The sequence below is a fragment of the Isoptericola maris genome (genome assembly GCF_048065335.1).
In the GTDB taxonomy this organism is placed as follows: Bacteria; Actinomycetota; Actinomycetes; order Actinomycetales; family Cellulomonadaceae; genus Isoptericola; species Isoptericola rhizosphaerae.
Genome location: NZ_JBLUNY010000009.1, coordinates 139,219 through 160,528, shown reverse-complemented (window position 1 = coordinate 160,528; position 21,310 = coordinate 139,219). Strand labels below are relative to the sequence as shown.

The 21,310-nt window shown below is 73.1% G+C and carries 18 protein-coding genes, 3 tRNA genes and 1 riboswitch; of the genes, 17 read left to right on the top strand and 4 right to left on the bottom strand.

Annotated features, from left to right (window positions below; translation table 11 throughout):
• From ACH5HR_RS13885 to htpX, 3 genes are all read left to right on the top strand, one after another.
• Positions 1–302: WXG100 family type VII secretion target (locus tag ACH5HR_RS13885; protein ID WP_416478357.1), on the top strand; the 302-nt coding region annotated here is incomplete at its 5' end.
• Positions 303–600: 298 nt separating this feature from the next.
• Entirely contained in the window at positions 601–1,968 is a 1,368-nt protein-coding gene (locus ACH5HR_RS13880) for an FAD-dependent oxidoreductase (RefSeq protein ID WP_416478355.1), read from the top strand.
• An 87-nt stretch (positions 1,969–2,055) separates the two neighbouring features.
• Positions 2,056–2,949 carry a zinc metalloprotease HtpX gene (gene htpX, locus ACH5HR_RS13875; protein WP_402372619.1) on the top strand — a complete coding sequence of 298 codons (894 nt, stop codon included), beginning with the start codon at positions 2,056–2,058 and terminating at the stop codon, positions 2,947–2,949.
• A 19-nt stretch (positions 2,950–2,968) separates the two neighbouring features.
• Here htpX and ACH5HR_RS13870 read toward each other — a convergent pair whose 3' ends face one another.
• From ACH5HR_RS13870 to rarD, 3 genes are read right to left on the bottom strand one after another with little or no spacing between them, the layout of a single operon-like run.
• Complete coding sequence (locus tag ACH5HR_RS13870) at positions 2,969–3,868, bottom strand: HAD family hydrolase (RefSeq protein ID WP_416478353.1); 900 nt, start codon at positions 3,866–3,868, stop codon at positions 2,969–2,971.
• Positions 3,865–4,359, bottom strand: a complete 495-nt coding sequence (locus ACH5HR_RS13865; RefSeq protein ID WP_171782394.1) for a YajQ family cyclic di-GMP-binding protein — start codon at positions 4,357–4,359, stop codon at positions 3,865–3,867. Before ACH5HR_RS13865 ends, ACH5HR_RS13870 begins: the two co-directional genes overlap by 4 nt.
• Before the next feature lie 25 nt (positions 4,360–4,384).
• Complete coding sequence (rarD, locus tag ACH5HR_RS13860; protein ID WP_416478351.1) at positions 4,385–5,329, bottom strand: EamA family transporter RarD; 945 nt, start codon at positions 5,327–5,329, stop codon at positions 4,385–4,387.
• A 106-nt stretch (positions 5,330–5,435) separates the two neighbouring features.
• On the opposite strand from rarD, the gene ACH5HR_RS13855 reads away from it, so the two are divergent.
• From ACH5HR_RS13855 to ACH5HR_RS13800, 12 genes are all read left to right on the top strand, one after another.
• A tRNA-Tyr gene (locus ACH5HR_RS13855) sits at positions 5,436–5,517 on the top strand.
• 117 nt (positions 5,518–5,634) lie between these two features.
• Positions 5,635–5,707, top strand: a tRNA-Thr gene (locus ACH5HR_RS13850).
• Between the two features lie 65 nt (positions 5,708–5,772).
• Positions 5,773–5,849, top strand: a tRNA-Met gene (locus ACH5HR_RS13845).
• Between the two features lie 94 nt (positions 5,850–5,943).
• Entirely contained in the window at positions 5,944–6,114 is a 171-nt protein-coding gene (gene rpmG, locus ACH5HR_RS13840) for a 50S ribosomal protein L33 (protein WP_106267369.1), read from the top strand.
• A 30-nt stretch (positions 6,115–6,144) separates the two neighbouring features.
• Positions 6,145–6,621, top strand: coding sequence for an FAS1-like dehydratase domain-containing protein (locus ACH5HR_RS13835; protein ID WP_416478349.1), 477 nt, complete (start codon positions 6,145–6,147; stop codon positions 6,619–6,621).
• Complete coding sequence (locus ACH5HR_RS13830; RefSeq protein ID WP_402372577.1) at positions 6,621–7,052, top strand: MaoC family dehydratase; 432 nt, start codon at positions 6,621–6,623, stop codon at positions 7,050–7,052. The genes ACH5HR_RS13835 and ACH5HR_RS13830 overlap by 1 nt, the downstream gene beginning before the upstream one ends.
• A gap of 87 nt (positions 7,053–7,139) precedes the next feature.
• Positions 7,140–7,245: riboswitch (TPP riboswitch) on the top strand.
• The gene (gene thiC / locus ACH5HR_RS13825; protein ID WP_402372575.1) at positions 7,242–9,029 is read left to right on the top strand and encodes a phosphomethylpyrimidine synthase ThiC; all 1,788 of its coding nucleotides are present in this window, start codon (positions 7,242–7,244) and stop codon (positions 9,027–9,029) included. Its footprint overlaps the riboswitch before it by 4 nt.
• Before the next feature lie 316 nt (positions 9,030–9,345).
• Positions 9,346–10,923, top strand: a complete 1,578-nt coding sequence (locus tag ACH5HR_RS13820; RefSeq protein WP_416478348.1) for a pyridoxal phosphate-dependent decarboxylase family protein — start codon at positions 9,346–9,348, stop codon at positions 10,921–10,923.
• Positions 10,920–12,305, top strand: coding sequence for a lysine N(6)-hydroxylase/L-ornithine N(5)-oxygenase family protein (locus ACH5HR_RS13815; protein WP_416478347.1), 1,386 nt, complete (start codon positions 10,920–10,922; stop codon positions 12,303–12,305). The genes ACH5HR_RS13820 and ACH5HR_RS13815 overlap by 4 nt, the downstream gene beginning before the upstream one ends.
• The gene (locus ACH5HR_RS13810) at positions 12,302–14,776 is read left to right on the top strand and encodes a GNAT family N-acetyltransferase (RefSeq protein ID WP_416478345.1); all 2,475 of its coding nucleotides are present in this window, start codon (positions 12,302–12,304) and stop codon (positions 14,774–14,776) included. Before ACH5HR_RS13815 ends, ACH5HR_RS13810 begins: the two co-directional genes overlap by 4 nt.
• Complete coding sequence (locus tag ACH5HR_RS13805; protein ID WP_416478343.1) at positions 14,773–16,938, top strand: penicillin acylase family protein; 2,166 nt, start codon at positions 14,773–14,775, stop codon at positions 16,936–16,938. Before ACH5HR_RS13810 ends, ACH5HR_RS13805 begins: the two co-directional genes overlap by 4 nt.
• A complete protein-coding gene (locus ACH5HR_RS13800; protein WP_402372563.1) occupies positions 16,935–17,528 on the top strand; it encodes a GNAT family N-acetyltransferase in 594 nt (197 codons plus the stop codon). Before ACH5HR_RS13805 ends, ACH5HR_RS13800 begins: the two co-directional genes overlap by 4 nt.
• 2 nt (positions 17,529–17,530) lie before the next feature.
• Here ACH5HR_RS13800 and ACH5HR_RS13795 read toward each other — a convergent pair whose 3' ends face one another.
• Positions 17,531–18,607, bottom strand: coding sequence for a LacI family DNA-binding transcriptional regulator (locus ACH5HR_RS13795; protein ID WP_402372561.1), 1,077 nt, complete (start codon positions 18,605–18,607; stop codon positions 17,531–17,533).
• Between the two features lie 104 nt (positions 18,608–18,711).
• Between ACH5HR_RS13795 and ACH5HR_RS13790 the strand changes: the two genes are divergently transcribed.
• Positions 18,712–20,001 carry an MFS transporter gene (locus tag ACH5HR_RS13790; RefSeq protein ID WP_416478340.1) on the top strand — a complete coding sequence of 430 codons (1,290 nt, stop codon included), beginning with the start codon at positions 18,712–18,714 and terminating at the stop codon, positions 19,999–20,001.
• The gene (locus ACH5HR_RS13785; RefSeq protein WP_416478338.1) at positions 19,998–21,224 is read left to right on the top strand and encodes a UDP-N-acetylmuramate dehydrogenase; all 1,227 of its coding nucleotides are present in this window, start codon (positions 19,998–20,000) and stop codon (positions 21,222–21,224) included. Before ACH5HR_RS13790 ends, ACH5HR_RS13785 begins: the two co-directional genes overlap by 4 nt.
• The last annotated feature ends 86 nt before the right edge of the window (positions 21,225–21,310 follow it).

Below are 21,310 nucleotides of genomic sequence, written 5' to 3'. Positions count from 1 at the left end.
TTTTCATGGCGAACATGAACGTCACGTACGACGAGCTGCGGTCTCAGGCTGGTCAGCTGCGCAGCGGTCAGCAGCAGTTGACCGAGGTGCTGCAGAACCTGCAGACGCAGGTGAGCAACCTGGTGTCGTCGGGCTTCGTGACCGACCAGGCGTCGGGGGCGTTCCAGACGTCCTACGAGGAGTTCACGACGGGCACGACGCAGGCCATTGAGGGTCTTGAGGGGATGGCGTCGTTCCTGGAGCAGGCGGCGCAGACGCTGTCGGACGCGGACGCGCAGCTGGCGCAGGGTATCCGCGGCTGACGTCGTCTCAGCGGTGCCCGGCCCTGCGGGGCTGGTGGTGTCGAGGGGTGGTCCGGTTCGTCCGGGCCGCCCCTCGACGTCTGCGGACGAGCAGCGAGCGGGCGGCGACGCCGGCCACAGCAGGGTTTCTGGTCACTGCCCGCTCGCGATGTGAGACGACCTGTTCACCTCTCGGGACAGATGTGAGAACCTGGCACTCCTGCCAGCATGCTGGAAGTGGCGACAGGTGAGGCGAGCCTCACCAGTGCTCGTAGACTTGAACGCCACGCAAGCATCGAACCGGAAGGCGTACCTCGCAGTGAGCAGCTCCCGACCTCTGCGCGTCGCGATCGTCGGCGCAGGCCCCGCGGGCATCTACGCCGCGGACATCCTGTCCAAGACCGACCTCGACGTCAGCATCGACCTCTTCGAGCGTCTGCCCGCCCCGTTCGGCCTCGTGCGCTACGGCGTCGCGCCCGACCACCCGCGCATCAAGGGCATCATCGGAGCCCTGCACAAGGTGCTGAGCAAGGGTGACGTGCGGCTGCTCGCCAACGTCAACTACGGCGTCGACCTCAAGCTCGAGGACCTGCGCGAGTTCTACGACGCGGTCATCTTCTCGACCGGTGCCATCCGCGACGCGGACCTCACGATCCCCGGCATCGACCTGGACGGATCCTACGGCGCCGCCGACTTCGTCTCCTGGTTCGACGGCCATCCCGACGTGCCGCGCACCTGGCCCCTGGAGGCCAAGGAGGTCGCGGTGCTGGGCGCCGGCAACGTCGCGCTCGACGTCGCGCGGATCCTGGCGAAGCACCCGAAGGACCTGCTGCCGACGGAGATCCCGGCCAACGTCCTCGACGGTCTCGAGGCGTCCCCGGTGACCGACGTGCACGTCTTCGCCCGCCGCGGACCCGCCCAGGTGAAGTTCTCCCCGCTGGAGCTGCGCGAGCTCGGGCACGTGCCCGACGTCGACATCGTCGTCTACCCGGAGGACTACGACTTCGACGAGGGCTCGATGGCCGCGATCGAGGCGACCAACCAGACCAAGCAGGTCGTGAAGACCCTCACCGACTGGACCCTCGTCGAGCCGTCGCAGCAGACCGCGTCGCGCCGCATCCACCTGCACTTCCTGCACGCACCGGCCGAGGTCCTCGGCGAGGACGGGAAGGTCGTCGGCCTGCGCACCGAGCGCACGGCACTGCAGGGCGACGGCACGGTGAAGGGCACGGGCGAGCTCCACGACTGGCCCGTCCAGGCGGTCTACCGTGCGGTCGGCTACTTCGGGTCGCCACTGCCGGAGATCCCCTTCGACCACCTCAAGGGCGTCATCTCCAACCGGGAGGGTCGGGTCGTCGACCTTGAGGGCGAGCACCTGCCCGGCGTGTACGCCACCGGCTGGATCAAGCGTGGTCCGGTCGGCCTCATCGGGCACACGAAGTCCGACGCCTCGGAGACGGTGCGGCACCTCGTCGAGGACGTCGCCGACGACGGCCGCACGGCTCCGCACGGCGACCCGCAGCAGGTCGTCGACTTCCTCGTCGAGCGCGGCGTCGACGTCGTCACCTGGGACGAGTTCTCCCTCCTGGACGCGCACGAGATCGCGCTGGGCGAGCCCCACGGGCGCGAGCGCATCAAGGTCGTCCCCCGCGAGGAGATGATCGACATCGCGAAGGGTCGCGCCTGACCCTGACGTACGACGAGGCCCGACGGCGGTGGGAACCGCCGTCGGGCCTCGTGCGTTGCACGGGTGTCGCCTGGAAGGAGAACGCACGTGGGTCATCGGCACTTCAACGGTCTCAAGACCGTGCTGCTCTTCGGGGTGCTGTGGGCGGTGCTGCTCGGCATCTGGGCCGTGTTCTTCCGCGGCAGCCAGAGCATGCTGTTCGTCTTCGCCGCGCTCGGCCTGATCAGCACCGCCGTCGGGTACTGGAACTCCGACAAGATCGCCATCAAGGCGATGCACGCATACCCCGTCACCGAGCTCGAGGCGCCGGAGATGTACCGGATCGTGCGCGAGCTGTCCACGGTCGCCCGGCAACCGATGCCGCGCCTGTACATCTCCCCGACGCAGGCGCCCAACGCCTTCGCCACCGGCCGCAACCCGAAGAACGCCGCCGTGTGCTGCACGGAGGGGATCCTGCGCATCCTCGACGAGCGCGAGCTGCGGGGCGTGCTCGGCCACGAGCTCATGCACGTCTACAACCGGGACATCCTCACCTCGTCGGTGGCCTCGGCGCTGGCCGGTGTCATCACCTCCCTCGCGTCGTTCCTGATGTTCTTCGGCGGGGGTGACCGGCGCGACGGCGGCAACATGCTGGCCGGCCTGGCGCTCGCCATCCTCGCGCCGTTCGCGGCGATGCTCATCCAGATGGCGATCTCGCGCACCCGCGAGTACGACGCGGACGAGGACGGCGCCAAGCTGACCGGTGACCCGCTGGCGCTGGCCTCCGCGCTGCGCAAGCTCGAGCAGGGGACCGCCGCGGCGCCGCTGCCCCAGACGCGGGACCTGGAGAACGTTTCCCACCTCATGCTGGCCAACCCGTTCCGCGGCGGCGGTATGGCGAAGCTCTTCTCGACCCACCCGCCGATGGGCGAGCGGGTCTCCCGCCTGGAGAAGATGGCCGGCGGGACCGGATTCGGTCCCGGCGGCATCTCCCGCTACTGAGCGACGCCCCCTGCCGGGGTCAGCGGGCGGGGTGGTGCCCGGCCAGCATGGCCTCGAGCGCCACGGCGACGCCGTCCTCGGCATGGTGGCCGACGACGGCGTCGGCCTCGGCGAGCACGTCCGGGTGGGCGTTGGCGACGGCGATGCCGCGCCCGGCCCAGCGCAGCATGGGCAGGTCGTTGGGCATGTCCCCGAAGGCCCACACGTGGGCGGGCTCGATGCCCAGCCGAGCGCACCAGCGGGCGAGCGCGGCGTCCTTGGTCACCTCCGGGGCGAGCAGCTCGGCGAGGCCCGCGGCCCCCGAGAACGCGAGGAGCGCCCGTGGCCCGACGGCGGAGCGGACGACGGCGAAGAACTCCTCCTGCTCGCGGTCGCCCGCCTCGTGGCCGACGTCGCCGGGCCGGGTGGACAGCGCCGCCCCCGGCCGGACGGCGAGCAGCTTGCCGACAGGCCCGTCGGCCGCTGCCGGGGTGCCGCCGTCGGGCAGCGTCTCCTCGACCGGCACGGACCGCGCCGTCGCGGGCAGGTCGGTCTCGTCCCGGGGGAACCAGGGGTCGAAGGCGGGGCCGCCGGGCCGCTCGAACCCGAGCGCGATCTCGGGGACGGCGGCACGGAGGTCCGTGACGAGCCCGCGCAGGGCGTCGTCGGCGAAGCCGCGGACCTCGAGCGCGGTGCCGGTCGCGAGGTCCCAGACGGCGGCGCCCCCGAGGCAGACGACGCGACCGTGACCACCCACGCAGTGGGCCAGGCCGGGCAGCCAGCGCGGCGGGCGGGCCGTGACGAACACGATCTCGATGTCCTGCGCCTCGACGGCTCGCAGGGCGGACCGGGTGCGGTCGGAGACGGTCCCGTCCGGGCTCAGGAGCGTGCCGTCCAGGTCGGTCGCCACCAGACGGGGGAGGCGGCCGGGGGTGCTCACCGGTAGTTGACGAACTGCAGCGCCACGTCGAGGTCCGCGCCCTTGAGCAGGGCGATGACGGCCTGCAGGTCGTCGCGCTTCTTGGAGCTGACGCGCACCTCGTCACCGGTGATCTGGGTCTTGACGCCCTTGGGGCCCTCGTCGCGGATCAGCTTGGTGATCTTCTTGGCGTCCTCGCTGCTCAGACCCTCCTTGAGCGTGGCGGGCAGGCGGTACTCCTTGCCGGAGGCCTGCGGCTCGCCCTCGCCCGTGTCGATGGCCTTGAGCGAGACGCCGCGTCGGATCAGCTTGGTCTGGAAGACGTCGAGAACGGCGTTCACCCGCTCCGCGGAGTTGGCGACGAGCACGATCGCGTCGCCGCTCCAGGAGATCGAGGCGCCGACGCCGCGGAAGTCGTAGCGCTGGTTGATCTCCTTGGCGGCCTGGTTGAGGGCGTTGTCGACCTCCTGGCGGTCGACCTTGGAGACGATGTCGAACGACGAGTCGGCCATGGCGGTGCTCCTTGCGTGCTGAGGGTCAGGGCTCGTGGACCACGGTAGCGGTCGCGGCGGCGGCCAGTCGTGTCGCCCGTGCCGACCGGGTCCCGTCGACCGTGAGGACGACGAGCGCGACCCACACGAGAGCGAACCCGACCCACCGTGACGGCGACATGTGCTCGCCGAACAGGAGCAGGCCGACGAGGAACTGGAGCGTCGGCGTCAGGTACTGGAGCATCCCGAGCACGGACAGCGGCAGGCGACGCGCAGCGGCCCCGAAGAGCAGCAGCGGCACCCCGGTGACGATGCCGGCGCTGACCAGCAGCAGGGCGTGCCCGACGCCCTGCTGCCCGAACGTGGAGACACCGGCGGCGGTCAGCCAGCCGAGGTAGGCCAGGGCGAACGGAGCGGCCACCGTGGTCTCCACCGCGAGGCTCGGCAGCGCACCGACCGTGCGCCCCGCGCGGTTCTTCGTCAGCGAGTAGCTGCCGAAGGAGAAGGCCAGCACCAGCGAGATCCACGGCAGACCGCCGACCCCCGTGGAGATGACGACGACGGCGGCCGCGCCGAAGCCGAGGGCGACCCACTGCGCGGGCCGCAACCGCTCGCGGAGCGCCAGCACGCCCAGCAGGACGGTCACCAGCGGGTTGATGTAGTAGCCCAGCGCGGCGTCCAGGACGTGTTCGCTGAGCACCGCGTAGACGTACGTCACCCAGTTGGTGACGATGAGGATCGCCGCGACCGTGAGCACGCCCAGGGTACGGGGGTTGCGGAACACCACCGTGTAGGTCCGCAGGGACCGGGTGACGGTGAGCAGCAGCACGCAGAACACGAGCGACCACACGATCCGGTGCGCGATGATCTCGACCGCGCCGGCGGGCTCGAGGAGCGGGAAGTAGAGGGGCATGGCGCCCCACAGGAGGAAGGCTCCCAGGCCCAGCGGCAGGCCCCAGCGGGGCGCGGGCGGGGCGGCGGTGGTGGTCACCAGCGCAGGATATGCCGCGGGGTGACAAGTGCCACGGTGGACGGATTTCCGCAGCGGCCACCTGGCCGCTATGGTTGTCTCCGCAAGGTCGTCCGCGGCCTTGCTCGGCAGGTTGCCCGAGCGGCCAAAGGGAGCTGACTGTAAATCAGCCGTCATCGACTTCGGGGGTTCGAATCCCTCACCTGCCACCGCACGGAGCGGTTCTCATCTCGGTGAGGTTGTTCCGGCACCCGGGGAGGGTGCAGGTGCGGCAGGGGAAGCCGGATTTCGTCCGGACCGCCCACGCCGTGTAATGTTCTCTCCGCGCCCCGATAGCTCAGTCGGTAGAGCATCTCCATGGTAAGGAGAAGGTCAAGGGTTCGATTCCCTTTCGGGGCTCTGTGACACGACGCGGGTCCGCCACCCGAGACAACGGGTGGACGGTCTCGCGCTGAGTCACGCGCGGCGGGGTAGCTCAGCTGGTCAGAGCGCACGACTCATAATCGTGAGGTCGCGGGTTCGAGCCCCGCCCTCGCTACCAACCACACGGCAACACACGGTTCGACGGCCGGCGTCGAACCACCCAGATCCTTGACGCACGTTGCGCCTTCCGGGGGCGCGAGAGGTGACACACCATGGCTTCCAAGAGCGCGGACGTCCGCCCGAAGATCACGCTCGCCTGCGTGGACTGCAAGGAGCGGAACTACATCACCAAGAAGAACCGTCGCAACAACCCGGACCGCCTGGAGATGGCGAAGTTCTGCCCGCGTTGCGGCAAGCACACCGCTCACCGCGAGACCCGCTGACGCGGTCTCGTCGCGAGACTCCACACCGACGTGGCGAACACCCAGCCCGACACCGCCTTCGCAGGCCGTGAGTACCCGGCCACCGAGCCGTACCAGGTAGGGCGCGAGAAGATCCGCGAGTTCGCCGACGCCGTCGGCGCCCAGCACCCCGCGCACCACGACACCGTGGCGGCGCGGGGTCTCGGCTATCCGGACCTCGTCGCGCCGCCCACCTTCGCGGTGGTGGCCGCCCAGCGCGCCGAGTCGCAGTACGTCGCGGACCCTGCTGCCGGGATCGACTTCGCACGCGTCGTGCACGCGGACGAGAAGTTCGAGCACCACCGCCCGATCGTCGCCGGCGACGAGCTGGTGACGGTCCTGCACGTCGACTCCGTCACGCAGCGGGCGAGCATCTCCATGGTCACCACCCGGTGCGAGATCTTCGCCACCGGGGCCGACGACGCCGCTCCGGGCGAGCACGTCGCCACGGTCACGTCCAGCCTGGTCGTCCGCGGGGAGGACTCCTGATGACCACGCAGCGCCCCGAGCTGGCCGAGCTGGCGGTGGGTGACGTCGTCGCCACCCGCACCCTCGAGCTCGACCGCGCCACCCTGGTCCGCTACGCCGGCGCCAGCGGCGACTTCAACGCGATCCACTGGGACGAGGGCTTCGCGACCGACGTCGGGCTCCCCGGGGTGATCGCCCACGGCATGTGCACGATGGGCTCCGTCATCGGCGTGGTCACCGACTGGGTCGGCGATCCGGGTGCGGTCGTCCGGTACGGCACACGATTCACCAAGCCGGTGCCCGTCCCCGCCCGCGGGAGCGCCGTCGTCGACGTCGTCGCGACGATCGGTGCGCTCGACCCCGAGGCCGGCACGGCACGGGTCGATCTCACCGTCACCCACGAGGACGTCAAGGTCCTCGGTCGGGCCCAGGCCGTCGTGCGACTCGCCTGACGACACCCTGCCAGGCTTCATCGGTCCCGCTCTGCTCTGCTCCGCACGCCCCCACGGCCCTCGCCGTGGGGGCGTGCTACGTTGACCGGGATCCCACGGGAGCCTCACGCAGGGGCTGAGATCGGGCTGACGCGGCCCGGACCGTCGAACCTGACCGGGTCATGCCGGCGTAGGAAGATGGAGTACCACATGTCGCACGACGCACCGTCGCGCGCGCTCGCCTTCGAGCGCGACATCGAGACCGGGATCGTCGTCCCGGTCACCGAGATCACCCTGGCCGACGCCCCTGACGGGTCGGCCAACCCACCGGTGCGGATCTACCGCACCGACGGCCCGGGCGGCGATCCCACGCAGGGGATCCCGGGCCTGCGCACGGCATGGATCGCCGGGCGCGACGACACCGAGGAGTACACGGGGCGGGAGCGCGACCTGGCCGACGACGGCCGGGGAGCCCGACGGCGGGGAGCCGCGTCCGCCGAGTGGCAGGGCGAGCGGCGCACGCCGCGTCGCGCGCTGCCCGGGCGCAAGGTCACGCAGATGCACTACGCCCGCCGGGGGGAGATCACCCCGGAGATGCGGTTCGTCGCGATCCGCGAAGGGGTCGACGTCGAGCTGGTGCGCTCGGAGGTCGCGGCGGGCCGCGCGATCATCCCCAACAACGTGAACCACCCCGAGTCCGAGCCGATGATCATCGGGCGCGCGTTCACCGTGAAGGTCAACGCCAACATCGGCAACTCCGCGGTGCACTCGACGATCGCGGAGGAGGTCGAGAAGCTGCAGTGGGCCACGAAGTGGGGTGCCGACACCGTCATGGACCTGTCCACCGGCGACGACATCCACACCACCCGGGAGTGGCTGCTGCGCAACGCGCCGGTCCCGATCGGCACGGTGCCGATCTACCAGGCCCTCGAGAAGGTCGACGGTGACGCGTCGCGCCTCACCTGGGAGATCTACCGCGACACGGTCATCGAGCAGTGCGAGCAGGGCGTCGACTACATGACGGTCCACGCCGGCGTGCTGCTGCGGTACGTCCCGCTGACGGCGAACCGGGTGACCGGCATCGTGTCGCGGGGTGGGTCGATCATGGCCGGCTGGTGCCTGGCGCATCACCAGGAGAACTTCCTGTACACGCACTACGACGAGCTCTGCGAGATCTTCGCGCGGTACGACGTGGCGTTCTCGCTCGGGGACGGGTTGCGTCCCGGGTCGATCGCGGACGCCAACGACGCCGCCCAGTTCGCCGAGCTCGACACCTTGGCCGAGCTGACCAAGAGAGCCTGGGAGCACGACGTCCAGGTGATGGTCGAGGGCCCGGGCCACGTCCCGCTGCACCTGGTGCGCGAGAACGTCGAACGGCAGCAGGAGCTCTGCGACGGCGCCCCCTTCTACACGCTGGGGCCGCTGGTGACGGACATCGCACCGGGTTACGACCACATCACCTCGGCCATCGGCGCCACGGAGATCGCCCGGTACGGCACGGCGATGCTCTGCTACGTCACGCCCAAGGAGCACCTGGGCCTGCCGAACCGCGACGACGTGCGCACTGGCGTCGTCACCTACAAGATCGCGGCGCACGCGGCCGACGTCGCCAAGGGGCACCCGGGTGCCACCGAGCGGGACGACGCGCTGAGCAAGGCGCGGTTCGAGTTCCGCTGGCGGGACCAGTTCAACCTCTCGCTGGACCCGGAGCTGGCCGAGGAGTACCACGACGAGACGTTGCCCGCCGAGGCGGCGAAGACGGCGCACTTCTGCTCGATGTGCGGGCCGAAGTTCTGCTCGATGCGCATCTCGCAGGACATCCGCGACGAGTTCGGCGACGCCGAGGCCCAGCGTGAGCGGGTCGCGGGGGCGGAGGCGGAGATGGCCGCGGGGATGGCGGCCAAGTCCGCAGAGTTCCGGGCCGCCGGGGGAGAGGTCTACCTGCCGACCCCGACGATGCCCACCCCCGCCGAGGTGGTACCCGACCCGGCGAGGTAGTACCGCTCTCCCCGAGGTAGTTGCCCGCCTGTCGAGGTAGCAGGCCGGTGGCCGAGGTAGTGCCTGACGGCGTCAGGTAGCGCCGGGCGGGAGCGTCGAAGCGGGGTGTCGGGTCCCGTGCACGGTCGTCAGTCCCGAAGTGGAGGGCGCCCTGCGCCCGTGAACGCGACCGTGCACGGGACCCGACACCCCGCGGCACCGCCAGCCCCACGTCCCACGCGGTCTCAGATAGTGGCTCGTCTGGACCTGGGACTTAGGTGAGACTAAGTTAGGCGAGCCTGACCAACTCATCCCCTTCGGCGAGGAGCCCCCGGACGTGCCCACCACTCCGCCCGACGCGACGCTGACCTGCACCGACGCTCTCCTGAACAGCAGCACGGCGAGCTCCTACGCCCGCTCGGTCGGCCAGGTCGTCGACGACGTCGCCGCCCGCCTCGCCGCCGTCGAGCAGCCCTGGAGCGGCGCGAGCCGCACCGAGCTGGCCGCCCTCGTGGAGGGCGTCGACCTCGACGCACCCATCGGCACCGACAGCGCCTTGCGTGAGACCGCGGACCTGTACGCCACCCACGCGGTGTGGTTCCACGACCCTGCGTACGCGGCGCACCTCAACTGCCCCGTGGCGATCCCGGCCGTCGGTGCCGAGGCGATGCTCGCCGCGATCAACACCTCGGTGGACACCTACGACCAGTCCACCGTGGCGACGCTCATGGAGCGCCGGCTCGTCGGGTGGACCACCGAGCGCATCGGCTTCACCGGCGGCGACGGCGTGTTCACCTCCGGGGGGACGCAGTCGAACCTCCACGCCCTCCTGGCCGCCCGGGAGAGTGCGCTGACCGGGCCGGACGGCACGCGCCTGCGGGGTGTCGCGCGGCACGGGCTGCAGGACCGGCTGCGCATCCTGACGACCTCCAGCAGCCACTTCTCGGTCGCGAAGTCCGCCATGATCCTGGGGCTGTCGGACGACGCGGTGGTCACGGTGGGTGCGGACGCCGACGGCCGCATGGACCCTGGTGCGCTCGCGGAGGCGCTCGCGACGACGGCGCGGGTCGGCGACGTCGTCATGGCGGTGGTCGCCACGGCGGGCACCACGGACCGTGGCTGCATCGACCCGATCGCGACGATCGCGGACCTGTGCGACGCGACCGACGCGTGGCTGCACGTCGACGCGGCCTACGGCGGCGGTCTGCTCGTCTCGGCGGCTCGTCGTCACTGCCTCGACGGCATCGAGCGCGCCCGCTCGGTGACGGTCGACTTCCACAAGACGTTCTTCCAGCCGGTGTCCGCCAGCGCGGTGCTGGTGCGCGATCCGGCCGACCTGGCGCGGACCGCCTGGCACGCCGACTACCTCAACCCGGTCCCGGAGGCGGGCGCGGCCGACGTCGAGATCAACCAGGTCGACAGGTCGCTGCAGACCACGCGCCGGTTCGACGCGCTCAAGCTGTGGGCGACGCTGCGGGCGGTGGGTGCCGACGGGATCGGCGAGATGGTCGACGCCGTCTGCGACCTGGCTGCCGCGGTGCACGCGGACCTGAGGGACGACCCGGAGCTCCACCTGGTGGGGCGCACCGACCTGTCCACGGTGCTGTTCCGCTACCAGCCCGCCGGGGTCACGGACGCCCAGGCGGACGCCCTGGTGGCGCGGGTGCGGCGGGTGCTGTTCGACTCGGGGCGTGCGAGCGTGGCCAGGACGGTCGTGGAGGGGCGTCCCTGCCTCAAGCTCACCCTGCTCAACCCGGAGGTCACGCTCGACGACGTCCGCCACGTGCTGGGACTGGTGCGCGGCGCGGCGCACGGCATCCTCGCCGGTCAGGCGCTCGCCGACGACCACGTGCCCCCGTGCCGGGACGTGCACCCGCACCTGGACCGCTACGACACCACGGAGGCGGCACGATGAGCACCTACGACGTGGTCGGCATCGGCATCGGCCCGTTCAACCTGGGGCTCGCCGCGCTCGCCGACCCGTTGGCGGACGTCGACGCGGTGTTCCTGGACCAGGCGGACGAGTTCCGCTGGCATCCCGGCATGATGCTCGAGGGCGCGACCATCCAGGTGCCCTTCCTCGCGGACCTGGTCACGATGGCGGACCCCACCTCGCCGTTCTCGTTCCTGGCGTTCCTCAAGGCGACGGGGCGGCTGTACCCGTTCTACGTCCGCGAGTCGTTCTACCCGCTCCGTGCCGAGTACGACCAGTACTGCCGCTGGGTGGCCGCGCGGCTCGACTCGTTGCGCTGGGGCCGCCGCGTCGTCGCCGTGGAGCACGACGCGAGCGCGGACGAGTACGTGGTGACGGCGGAGGTCGCCGGGGACGACGGCGGCATCCGCCGGGAGCGGTACCAGGCCCGCCACGTGGTGCTCGGCGTGGGCACGACGCCCCGGCTGCCGCCTCCGCTGGCCGGTCTGGCGGAGTCCGCCGGGCGCACGCCGGGTGCCGGACCGGTGATCCACACGGCCGACTACCTGCCGCACCGCGACGCTCTGCGGGCCAGCGGCGCGGTGACGGTCGTGGGGTCGGGGCAGTCCGCCGCGGAGGTGTACCGCGACCTGCTCGAGGACGCGGGCGCCTTCCGGCTCGACTGGGTGACCCGCTCGCCGCGGTTCTTCCCCATGGAGTACACCAAGCTGACCCTCGAGATGACCTCGCCGGAGTACACGGACCACTTCCACGGGCTCGCGCCGGAGCTGCGCGACCTGGTCGGCCGCGAGCAGCGCAACCTCTACAAGGGGATCAGCGGGGACCTGATCGACGACATCTACGACACGCTCTACCGCCGCACCGCGCTGGGCCGCGAGGTCCCGACCACCCTGCTCAGCGACACGGAGGTGGTCGCGGCCCGCACCGAGCCGGCCGACGACGGCGGCCCGGAGCACGTGCTGACGCTGCGGCACGCGCAGCTCGGCCGCACCGTGGAGCACCGCACGCGCGCGGTCGTCGCCGCCACAGGCTACGGCGCGGGCGTGCCGGAGCTCCTCGAGCCGGTCCGCGACCGGCTCCTGCTGGACGACCGCGGCCGCTTCGACGTCACGCGCGACTACGCGGTGAGCACCGACGGGCGCATCCACACCCTCAACGGCGAGGAGCACACGCACGGTGTCACCGCGCCGGACCTCGGGTTCGGTCCGTGGCGCAACTCGGTGGTCCTCGCGAAGATCACGGGTCGTGAGCCGTACCGGGTGGAGCGGCGCATCGCCTTCCAGCAGTTCGGTCTGCCCGGCGGGTTGCCCGACGGCGGCACCCCGGCCGCGTCGCCGGCACCGGCGGCGGAGGCGACCCGATGAGCGCGACGACTGCCACCGCCGTCGTGCCCGCGGCGGACCGCACGGTGTTCTCGGCCGCGACGCGGCTCGGGGAGGTGACGTTCACCGCCGTGTCGCCGGTCCGTGACGCCGCGACGGTGCAGGCGTGGCTGGCCCACCCGGCGTCGTCGGCGTGGGCGATGGCCGACCTGGACGTGGACGGGGTGCGTGGCTACCTGGCCGCGGTCGCCGCCGACGACGCGCAGGACGGCTGGATCGGCCGGCTCGACGATGAGCCGGTCGTGTACACCGAGACGTACGACCCGGCCCGCGTGCTGCTCACCCAGGTGCACGCCGCGGAGCCGGGCGACGTCGGCATGCACCTGCTGGTCGCGCCGCCGCCGGACGACCCGGCCCGCCGACGGCCGGGCCTGACGGACGCCGTGATGGGCGCCGTCGTGCGCTTCTGCCTCGCGGACGTGGCCGTGGGCGGGCGCGGGGGAGCGCGCGTCGTCGTCGAGCCCGACGTCACCAACGCGAAGATCGCCGCGAAGAACGCCGCCGCAGGCTTCCGGGTGCTGCGCGAGGTGCGGGTCAGCGACGCCGGCCACACGAAGACAGCCGCGCTGAGCGTGTGCACGCGGGCCGACTTCGCGGCGTCCCCGCTCGGGGACGGCGTCACGTTCGCCGGGCACCTGCGCAGCGACCTCGCCGACGTCGCCCACCGGCACCTGGCCGCCAAGGCGCTCGCGGAGCTCGCGCACGAGCGGTTGTTCACCCCGGCCCTGGACGGCCGGGACGGCCGTGGCGGCACCGGTGCGTACCGGCTCGACCTCGAGGACGCGAGCTACGCGTTCGCGGCCCGCACGTTCGCGCTCGAGCACTGGGTGGTGGACCCCGCATCGATCACCCGGACCGCCCCGGACGGGTCCGTGCTGCCGGTGGACGTGCTCGACCTGATCGCCGGGCTGCAGCCGCTGCTGCGGGTCCCGGACGCGCTGCTCGCCACGTACCTGGAGGAGCTGTCGAGCACGCTCGCCGCGGCGATCGCCAAGCGGGACCGGGAGCTGACCGGTGCCACGCCGGACGTCGCGCGCCTCGTCGCGGATCTCACGCTGCCGGCCGCCGACGGCGCGGCCGAGAACCGTCGGGCCGCGGAGGCCTACCAGGCCGTCGAGGGCGCGATGAGCGAGGGCCATCCGGGCTTCCTCGCGAACAACGGGCGCATCGGCTTCTCCCTGGAGGACTACGCGGCCTACGCGCCCGAGCGGGGCGGCCGGCTGCGGCTGCAGTGGGTCGCCGCGCGCCGTGAGCACACGCACCTGGCGCTCGGAGCGGGCCAGCGCGAGGACGCGCTGTACGGCGCGGAGCTCTCCGGCGCCGAGCGCACTGCCTTCGAGGACCGCCTCACCGCCCGCGGGCTGGACCCGGCCGAGTACCTCTACCTGCCCGTGCACCCGTGGCAGGCGCAGCACCGGCTGCCGATCACCTTCGCCGCCGACGTGGCGCGCGGCGACCTCGTGCCGCTCGGGCCGGGCGCCGACGAGTACACGCCGCAGCAGTCCATCCGCACGATGTTCAACCGCACCCGGCCGGAGCGCCACTACGTCAAGGTGGCGCTCGCGATCCAGAACATGGGGTTCCTGCGGGGCCTGAGCCCGGGCTACATGCGGGCGACGCCGGCGATCAACGACTGGGTCGCCGGGCTGGTGGCGCAGGACGCGACGCTCGCGGGCGCCGGGTTCGGCGTCCTGCGCGAGCTGGCGGCGATCGGGTACACCGGCGACGTCTACCACCGCACGCCGCAGCCGAACGCCCACCGCAAGATGCTCGCCGCGCTGTGGCGCGAGTCGCCGCTGCCCCGGACCGCTCCGGGCGAGCGGCTGGCCACGATGGCGAGCCTGCTGCACCGGGACGCGGCCGGGTCGGCGCTGGCCACCGCGCTGGTCCGGGCGTCCGGCATCGGCGCCGAGGCCTGGGTCCGCGCCTACCTGGACGCCTACCTGTACCCGCTGGTGCACTGCCTGCGCGCCCACGACCTGGCGTTCATGCCGCACGGGGAGAACCTCGTGCTCGTGCTGCGCGACGGCGTCGTGCGGGGTGCGTTCATGAAGGACATCGGCGAGGAGGTCGCCGTGCTCTCCGACCGCCTCTCGTCCGCGATGCCCGGCGACGTCGCCCGGATCGTCACGCCCGTGGACGACGCCGAGAAGGCGCTCGCCATCTTCACCGACGTGTTCGACGGCGTGCTGCGCCATCTCGCGGGCATCCTCGCGGTCGACGGCGTGCTCGCCGAGGACCGTTTCTGGGCGCTCGTGGGCGAGTGCATCGACCGGCACCACGCCGAGCACCCGGACCTCGAGTCCGGGGTGGACCTGCGGGCCGACCGGTTCGCGCACTCGTGCCTGAACCGGCTGCAGCTGCGTAACACGCTGCAGATGGTGGACCTGGCCGACCAGTCGAGCTCGCTGATCTATGCCGGCACGCTGGCGAACCCGGTGGCGCGCGGATGAGGTTCGAGACCTTCCGTGATGCCTGGGGCGTGCCGCACGTGCGGGCCGGCACGGAGCCGGACCTCGCCTACGGGCAGGGGTACGTGACGGCGCGCGACCGGGGCTGGCAGCTGGAGTCCGACCGCTGGCGCGCCGAGGGCCGCCTGGCCGCGCGGATCGGACCCGGCGGTCTGGCATGGGACCGGTTCGCCGTGCGGGTCCGGCTCGTCGACACCGCCCGGCGGGTCCACGCCGCGCTCGCGGCCCCGGAGCGGGCCTGGCTCGCGGCCTACACGGCGGGCGTGAACGCCGGCCTGGCCGAGGGCGGCCGCGACGTGCCCGAGCTCGACGTGCTGGCCGGTGCCGTCCCGGGGGAGCTGCCGCCGCACACCCCCTGGCCGGACTGGATGCCGATCGGGGTGTTCCTGACCAACCACGTCCTGTTCAGCGGCTGGCCGCACCTGCTGTGGCGCGAGCACGTCGCCCGGACGCTCGGCCCGGACCACGTGCTCCTGGGCGAGGCGGACGGCGACGGGTCCGGCGCGTCGGCCGGCTCCAACGCCTGGGCGCTCGCGGGCGGACGGACGGCGAGCGGCATCCCGCTGCTGGCCGGCGACCCGCACCGGCTGCTCGAGCTGCCGGGTGTGTACCAGCAGGTCCGCCTCGCCTGCGACGAGTACGACGTGGTGGGGCTGGCGTTCCCGGGCGTCCCCGGTATCCAGCACTTCGGGCAGGCGACGGTGCCCGACGGCGGCGCGCCGGACGGTCCGTCCCGCTCGGTGGCGTGGGGCATCACCAACGCGATGGCCCATCACGTCGAGCTGTTCACGGAGACGGCGGACACGTTGCACGGCTCCGCGGGAGACGGCGTGTCCGGTCGCGAGATCGTCCCGGTGCGTGGCGCCGAGGACGTCGAGGTCACCTGGACCGAGACGCCGCGCGGGCCGCTGGTCACCGACCGGCACAGCCTGCGCTGGCCCGCCCGCACCGAGGCGGACCTCGGCGTCGCGTCGTGGCGTCGACTGCTGCGTGCGCGGAGCGCCCGCGACGTGGCGGCAGCGTTCGCCGGCTGGGTCGACCCGGTCAACCGTGTGCTCACGGCCGACACGGGCGGCACGGTGCTCAGCCTCACCGCGGGCCGGGCCCCGGACCGCTCGCCGGCCGAGCGCGTCCTTCCGCACGCCGTCGGCCCCGGCTGGTCGGCTCCGCCGTGGCGGTCGATGCCGGCCCCCGTCGAGGTGCGCGACCTCGCCGTCGACGCGAACGACCGCCCGGTCCCCGCTGGTCGGGTGCCCGGCCTCGGGCACACGTACGCCCCGCACCGTGCCGGGCGGATCGCTGCGCTGCTCGCCACGGCTCCGGACGACGGCGAGCGGCCCGACGGCCAGTCGCGGGTCTTCGGCGACGTGTCCGACGGCGGTGCGGCGGCCCTGGTCGGTCTGCTCGACGGGGTGCGGGGGCCCGGCGTCGGCCCGGCCGCGGCACGCCTGCGCGACTGGGCGGGGGCCGGTGCACGGATGGAGGCCGGCTCGCGGGACGCGGCGTCGTTCGTGCGCTGGCGGGACGCGCTGGCCCGTCGGGTGGCCGCGCACCCCGCGCTGGCTCCGGTCCACGCGCCGACCGGGCTGCCGGCGTTGTTCGATCCCTGGTGCGACGTGACCGCGCGGGTGGCGGGCGCCCTGGAGCCGCTCCTGCGTGCGGGCGTGACGTGGGACCCGCCGCTGGACCCGGCCGCCGTGGCCGGGGCCGCGCTGGCGGAGGTGACCGGGCGGACCGGTGGACCTGTCCCGGCCGAGGCTGTGCCGAGCGTCCCGGCGACCTGGGGAGAGCTGCACCCGGTCGTGCCGCTGCACACCCTGGCCGAGGTGACGGGGCTCGACCCGGTCGCCGTCCCGCAGGTCCCGGACGCGCTGCGGGCACCCGTCGGCGGGGCCGCCGACACCGTGTGCTGCACCGGCTCCGTGCCGGGCGTCTCGACCGTGTCCTGGCGAGGTTCCGTGGCGCGCTGGGTATGGGACCTCGCGGACCGTCGGCGCAGCCGGTGGGGCGTGCCGTTCGGGGCGAGCGGCGACCCGAGGTCGCCGCACCTCGCGGACCAGCACCCCGAGTGGGCGGCGGCGGGCACGCACGAGATCGAGACGGACTGGGCGCGGCTGCGCCCCGAGACCTGGGAGACGCCATGACGGCACGGCTGCACGACGGGGCGCCCGGCGAGGAGGTCTGGTGCGCGGGGACGTCGGGGCTGCGCGTGACGATGCTCGACCCGGCCGCCGACGTCGAGGTGCTGCACGACTGGGTGACACGGCCGCACGCCGGGTTCTTCGGCCTGGGGCGGCTGACGCGCGAGGAGCTGCGCGAGACGTACGAGTTCGTGGGCTCGCTACCCACGCACCACGCCTACCTGGTGCGCGACGGTGAGGTCCCGGTGGCGCTCGCGCAGCTCTACCATCCCGAGGACGACCCGGTCGCGGCGGCGTACGACGTCCGGCCCGGCGACGTCGGTGCCCACTTCTTCCGCGGCAGCGAGGCGGTGGCCTGGGAGGTGCTCGGGCCGACGCTGGTCGGGTTCGCGTTCTCGCGGCCCGACGTCGAGCGGATCGTGGTGGAGCCCGACGTGCGCCACCGTGCGGCGATCGCGCGGACGGCGGCGATGGGGTTCGAGCTCGCCGGTGCGGTGCGCTTCGAGTCCCCGCACGGCCCGAAGGACGCGATGCTGGCGTTCCTGACCCGAGAGCGCGCGCTCGCCGAGGTAGTGCCGCGCTCGCCGAGGTAGTACTACTGCGGCGCGGGCCCCGTCGTCGTCCCCGTCGCCAGCCCCACCGGCAGCGTCACGGTGGTCGGTTCCTCGCCCGCGAGCAGGCCGATGACGGCGTGGCCCAGCGCGGCGCCCTTCTCCCGCAGCGGCTGGTGCACGCTCGTGAGCACGTCGGGCGACAGCCAGGGCAGGGCGATGCCGTCGAAGCCGGCGATCGAGACGTCCTCGGGCACGGACAGGCCGAGCTCGCGGGCGGCGATGACGGCCCCCGCCGCCAGCAGGTCCGAGTGGGCCACGATCGCCGTCGGACGTTCCCACGCCGGGACCCAGGTGGACAGGATCTCCGTCGCGGCGTCGCGCCCGTGCTCGACCAGCGACGCGGGCGTCTCCCAGGTGAGCACGGGGTCGACGGCGTCCCGCACGCCGGCGAGGCGGTTCGCGGTGGGCGTCCGGTCCACCCTCGTCAGCCGCTCGGCGTCGACCGGGCCGGAGCGTTCGCCGTGGCCGAAGGGCAGCGCGATCTCCGCGACGCGAGTGTGCCCGAGGTCGAGGAGGTGGCGGGCGGCCTCGGCCATCCCGACGCGGTCGTCGAGGGCGACCAGCGGCGCGCCGTCGACCGCGCGGCCCTCGCCGACGACGACGGGGACGTTGCGCCGTTGCAGCGCGGTGAGGATCGGGTCGTCCGTCAGCACGCCCCAGACGAGCACCGCGACGTCCATGGCCGCCGTCTCGAGCAGGGGGTCCACGCCGTCGTCGGAGGGGCTGACGCCGGGGATCAGCAGGACGCCGAGGCCCTGGGTGCCGAGCACGTCGACGAGGCCGTCCAGCACCTGCACGGCGACCGGGTCGCGGAAGGCGCGCCCGGGGTAGTCGCCGATGACGACACCGATGATGCCGGACCGCCCGCGGCGGAGCTGGCGTCCGAGCGGGTTGGGGCCGGTGTACCCGAGCTCCGCGGCCGCGACGAGCACCTTGTCGCGGGTCTCGCCGGTGATCGGCCCCGACCCGGAGAAGGCGAGCGAGGCCGTGGAGACGGAGACGCCGGCGTGCTCGGCGACCCGAGCGAGGGTCGGGCGGCTGCCCGGTGTGCGGCCCATGCGGCTCCTTCTGCCGTCGGTGCGAGCCGCCAGCCTATCGGTGCGCGAGGCACTCCGCTCGAAACGATTTGACCGAACGGTGTGTGCTGCTGGATCGTCATGCTGTGAACACCTCTGTCCCCGCCGCGGCCGCCGTCGAGCGCCGCCTCCGCTCCGCCACGTGGGCGGTCTTCGGCGTCTTCGCCACCGCCGGGTTCGGCATGGCCACCTGGGCGTCCCGGATCCCCGCCGTCCGCGACGGTCTCGGGTTCTCCGAGGGGCAGATGGGGCTGCTGCTGCTCACCGCCTCCATCGGGTCGATCTGCGCGCTCCCGCTGTCCGGGATGATCAGCTCGCGGCTCGGGGCGTCGCGCACCGTGCTGGTCTTCGCCATCGCCTCCGCGGTCGGGTTCGCCGTCGCCTGCTTCGGGGTCGACGCCGGGAACCACGTCTGGGTGCGGGTCGGCCTCTTCCTCGCTGGCGTCGGCGTCGGGGTGTGGGACGCGGCCATGAACCTCGAGGGCGCGGTGGTCGAGCAGCGGCTCCGCAAGGCGATCATGCCGCGGTTCCACGCCGCGTTCAGCGTCGGCACCGTCGCCGGTGCCGGCATCGGCGCGGTCGCGGCGTGGCTGCAGGTCCCGATCACGCCGCACCTGGTGAGCATCGTCGTCCTCGACTCCGTCGCCGTGGCCTTCTGCGTCCGGGCCTTCCTGCCCGCGCACGACGCCGGTCCCACAACCTCGCAGGACGGCGCCCAGGACACGATCGCCGACCCGTCGATCGCCGTCGAGCCCTCGCACGGGCACACCGTCAAGGACACGCTGGCGACCTGGCGCGAGCCGCGCACCCTGCTCGTCGGTCTCATCGTGCTCGGCGCGGCGCTCACCGAGGGCGCCGCGAACGACTGGGTCGGCCTGGCCACCGTCGACGGGTTCGGCGTCGGGGACGGCCTCGGAGCGTTCGCGCTGGCGATCTTCCTCGTCGCGATGACCGTCACCCGGATGGTGGGCACCGCGCTCATCGACCGGTTCGGTCGGGTGTGGGTCCTGCGGGGCAGCGGGGCGTCCGCCATCGTGGGCGTGCTGATCTTCGCCCTCGTGCCGAACCTGCCGACGGCGCTGGTCGGCGTCGCGCTCTGGGGCGCCGGCGCCGGCCTCGGGTTCCCGATGGGCATGTCCGCGGCGTCCGACGACCCGCGCCGCGCCGCCCTGCGCGTCGCTGTCGTCTCGACCGTCGGCTACTCGGCGTTCTTCCTCGGCCCGGCGCTCATCGGGTTCCTCGCCGAGCACACCGGCTACCGGCTCGCGCTGCTCGTGCTGGCCGCGCCCGTGCTCCTCGGGATCCTCGTGGCCGGCGCGGCGAAGCCTCCGCAGGACGAGGTGCCCGCGGTCGAGGCGTCTACCCTGGAGAGGTGAGCCAGACCGCGCCGAGCACCTCCACCGAGCCGACCTCCGCCGTCGGGCAGGATGCCGCCCCGACCCTCGCCGACCTGACGACGCTGCGCGTCGGCGGGCCGGTCGACCACTACGTCGAGGCCACCACGGAGGCCGAGCTGATCGACGCGGTGCGGGGGGCGGACGACGCCGGGGTGCCGCTGCTCGTCGTGGGCGGCGGGTCCAACCTGCTCGTCTCGGACGAGGGGTTCGACGGCGTGGTGGTGCGTGACGTGCGCCAGGGCCTGGAGGCGGACCTGGAGGACTCCTGCGGCACGGACGGTGCCTGCGGCGGGGCCAGCCTGAGCATCCCGGCGGGGCAGGACTGGGACGCGTTCGTGGCCGAGGCCGTGGCGAACGAGTGGGTCGGCGTCGAGGCGCTGTCCGGGATCCCGGGGACGGTCGGCGCGGCGCCCGTGCAGAACATCGGCGCGTACGGGCAGGAGATCTCGGGCGTGGTCGCGGCGGTGCGGACCTGGGACCGTGCCACGGGGCAGCGCAAGTCCCTGTCGCTGTCGGAGCTCGAGTTCGGGTACCGGTCGAGCCTGCTCAAGCGGACGATGCGGGTCGCCCCGACGGGCGGAGCCGACCTCTGGTACCCGACGCCGCGGTACGTGGTGCTCCAGGTCGACCTGCAGATGCGCCTCGGTTCGCTCTCGGCGCCCGTCGGCTACGGCGAGCTGGCGCGCCGCCTCGGTGTCGAGGTGGGGCAGCGGGCGCCGTCCGCCGAGGTGCGCGAGGCGGTCCTCGAGCTGCGGGGCGGCAAGGGGATGCTGCTCGACGGCGTGGGCCCGGACGCGCAGCCCGGTGACCATGACCGCTGGTCGGCCGGCTCGTTCTTCACCAACCCGGTGGTGCCGGTCGACGCGGCCGGGGTGCTGCCGGCCGACGCGCCGCGGTTCCCGGTCCGGTCGGCGACGCCGACCACGACGACGGGTCCGGCGCTGGGAGAGATCGACCCGTCGCTGGTCAAGACGTCCGCGGCCTGGTTGATCGAGCACGCCGGGTTCGCCAAGGGTTTCGGGCTCGCGGGGGAGCACTCGCCGGCGCGGTTGTCGACGCGGCACACGCTGGCCCTGACGAACCGGGGCGGCGCGACGGCGCACGACCTCGTGGCGCTGGCCCGCGCGGTCCGCGACGGGGTGCGGGACGAGTTCGGCATCGAGCTGGAGCCGGAGCCCGTGCTGGTCGGCCTGGCCCTCTGACGCCCCGCCCACCTCCCGCTGTGGGTGCACGACACGCCGGTGCGCAGAGCGACCCGCCGGCGCGTCGTGCACCCACAGCGGGAGGG

Coding starts and splice junctions, on each gene's coding strand:
- ACH5HR_RS13795 (WP_402372561.1), bottom strand. CDS start 18,607: ATGGGCCGCACACCGGGCAGCCGCCCGACCCTCGCTCGGGTCGCCGAG.
- ACH5HR_RS13815 (WP_416478347.1), top strand. CDS start 10,920: ATGAGCACCTACGACGTGGTCGGCATCGGCATCGGCCCGTTCAACCTG.
- rpmG (WP_106267369.1), top strand. CDS start 5,944: ATGGCTTCCAAGAGCGCGGACGTCCGCCCGAAGATCACGCTCGCCTGC.
- ACH5HR_RS13805 (WP_416478343.1), top strand. CDS start 14,773: ATGAGGTTCGAGACCTTCCGTGATGCCTGGGGCGTGCCGCACGTGCGG.
- ACH5HR_RS13865 (WP_171782394.1), bottom strand. CDS start 4,359: ATGGCCGACTCGTCGTTCGACATCGTCTCCAAGGTCGACCGCCAGGAG.
- ACH5HR_RS13800 (WP_402372563.1), top strand. CDS start 16,935: ATGACGGCACGGCTGCACGACGGGGCGCCCGGCGAGGAGGTCTGGTGC.
- ACH5HR_RS13810 (WP_416478345.1), top strand. CDS start 12,302: ATGAGCGCGACGACTGCCACCGCCGTCGTGCCCGCGGCGGACCGCACG.
- ACH5HR_RS13830 (WP_402372577.1), top strand. CDS start 6,621: ATGACCACGCAGCGCCCCGAGCTGGCCGAGCTGGCGGTGGGTGACGTC.
- thiC (WP_402372575.1), top strand. CDS start 7,242: ATGTCGCACGACGCACCGTCGCGCGCGCTCGCCTTCGAGCGCGACATC.